Below are 2,036 nucleotides of genomic sequence, written 5' to 3'. Positions count from 1 at the left end.
GAGCGTCGCCGCCCCGATGCCCGCGACCGCCGCCACCAGCGGCTCCTCGCCCAGTCGCCCGGCCGCGCCGACGACCAGGACCCGCAGCACCCGGTGCGCCGCCGACTCCGCCCCGGCGTAGAGCTCGATGACGCGGCGCAGGGCGGTCACCAGCCGGCGCAGCAGCTCGGCCGCCCGCCACGCCGACGCCCGCCCGTCCCGCACGGCCGCCAGCGCGTACCGCGCCTGCGCGGCGGCCGGGGTCAGGCCGCCGCACGCGTGCGCGRCGCGCGTGAGGGACCAGGCCGCCGCGTCGAGCCGGTCCGCCGCGCCCGTCAGCCGGTGGGCCACGACGGCGAGCTCGGCCAGGTCGACGGCCGTAGGCCCGGGGCCACCGGCGACCCGGAACCCGCCGCCGTCGTCAGTCACAGACCGAGGGCGGGACGGGCCTCCGCGTCGGCGGCAGCCACCGGACGCACGGCCAGCTCGATCCCCGCCCTGACCTGCCGGACGGCCGCCTCGGCCTCGTCGACCGCCGCCCGGAACCGGTCCGCGGCGCCCGACTGCCACGGCACCTGGCCGGCGCCGAGCAGCAGCCGGTGCGCCGCCGTCACCTCCTCCAGCGCGCGCAGCACCTCGGGTGACCCTCGCTCGATCTGCATGGCGGCGACGCTACGGAGATCGGGCCCCGCCGCAGCGGGACGCGGTGCCATCCCGTGGACGCCCGGGGGCTGTGGGCGGCTCGACGAGAGTCCCTACGCCGACGGCCGCGGCAGCAGGACCGCCGCGACGACGATCGCCGCCACGAGCGCGACCGCGCGCCACACGTCGCCCTCGCCCAGAGGCGCCCCCGCCAGCAGCGTCGCCACCACCGCGAGCACCTGCGCCCCGACCTGCACCACCGCCACGTCGCGCAGCCCGCGGGAGAGGACCGCGAGCTCCACGTTCGTTCGCCACGACGTCCGTGCCGCGACCGCCMCCGTCCAGAGGGTCAGGTGGACGAGGAGCACCAGCAGCATGACCGCGCCGAKGGCGGGCGGGTCGCCCACGAGCAACCGCGTCCCCGCGACGAGCACCACCAGCGCCGCCAGCCCGAGCCCGGGGAGCACCACGGTCGCGCCGACGAGCACGACGAACGCGGCGACGAGCACGGCGTGCGGCCGCGGGCCGGAGCCGAGGAACGCGACCGTGAGCGTCGCGGCGCACAGGACGGCGAGCACGGCACGGAGCACCCAGGCCGCGACCGCGCGATCCAGGTCGAGCGTGACCTCCGGCGCCGCCCTCATCGCGACGCTCCGGCCCGGCGCTGCGCACGCCGCGCGAGGGACGCGAGGGCGACGCTCGGCGCCTCCCGCCACGTCACCAGCTCGACATCGAGGTCCGCCAGCTCGGCCAGCCGGTCCTCGCGGGCGATCCGGATCAGGCGCATCGCGAGCTTCTCGCGGTCCCCGAGCTGTCGCTCGCGCAGCGTCGGCAGCACGTCGACCGCGACGACCCGGTGCCCCGCGCGCCGCCACACCGACGCCACCTGCGCGGCCTCGTCGTCGAGGAACGTCGAGAAGAGGACCACGAGCGCACCAGACGGGACCTGCGGCGCACGCAGCCGGCGCATCGGGTCGCCCTCGGGCCGGGTCAGCGCGAGCGCGTGCCGGATGCGGTCCAGCTGGCGGCGGCCACCGCCCGGGGGCAGCGGGCGACGGACCGCGCCGAGGTCGTCGAGCCCGACCCGGTCGCCGAGCCCGAGATAGCCCTGGGCGACGGAGGCCGCCGCTCGCCGGGCGAGGTCGAGGGAGGTCGGATCCTCGGCGCGCGGCGGCGTCGACCCGCGCCACGTCCGCGGGTCGGGGCCGACGTCGTCGCGCGAGTCCACGACGAGCACGACGACGGCCTCGGCCAGCGCGTGCTCCCGCCGGACGTAGAGCTCGTGCAGGTCGGGGGCGCGGCGGGCGGTCACCCGCCAGTCGATCCGGCGCAGGCGGTCCCCCGGGGAGAACGGGTGGACGTCCCGCAGGCCGCCGCCCTCGCCGGGCCGGCGCGACTCGTGGGCGCCCGTGAGC

The 2,036-nt window shown here is 78.8% G+C and carries 4 protein-coding genes; all 4 read right to left on the bottom strand.

Annotation, left to right across the window (positions count from 1 at the left end; all coding sequences use genetic code 11):
* Positions 1–408 (bottom strand): hypothetical protein (locus AC1DQC_RS19715; protein ID WP_477052927.1); only part of this gene is annotated, 408 nt, incomplete at its 3' end.
* Complete coding sequence (locus AC1DQC_RS19710; RefSeq protein WP_477052926.1) at positions 405–641, bottom strand: hypothetical protein; 237 nt, start codon at positions 639–641, stop codon at positions 405–407. The genes AC1DQC_RS19715 and AC1DQC_RS19710, both read right to left, overlap by 4 nt.
* Positions 642–734: 93 nt before the next feature.
* Positions 735–1,265, bottom strand: coding sequence for a hypothetical protein (locus AC1DQC_RS19705; protein ID WP_477052925.1), 531 nt, complete (start codon positions 1,263–1,265; stop codon positions 735–737).
* On the bottom strand, positions 1,262–2,036 hold a 775-nt coding region (locus tag AC1DQC_RS19700; RefSeq protein ID WP_477052924.1), incomplete at its 5' end, for a DUF58 domain-containing protein. The genes AC1DQC_RS19700 and AC1DQC_RS19705, both read right to left, overlap by 4 nt.

This window comes from Cellulomonas sp. P4_H12 (assembly GCF_056400905.1).
Note: the sequence above shows the minus strand (reverse complement) of the source record. Positions and strands in the feature narration are given on the sequence as shown.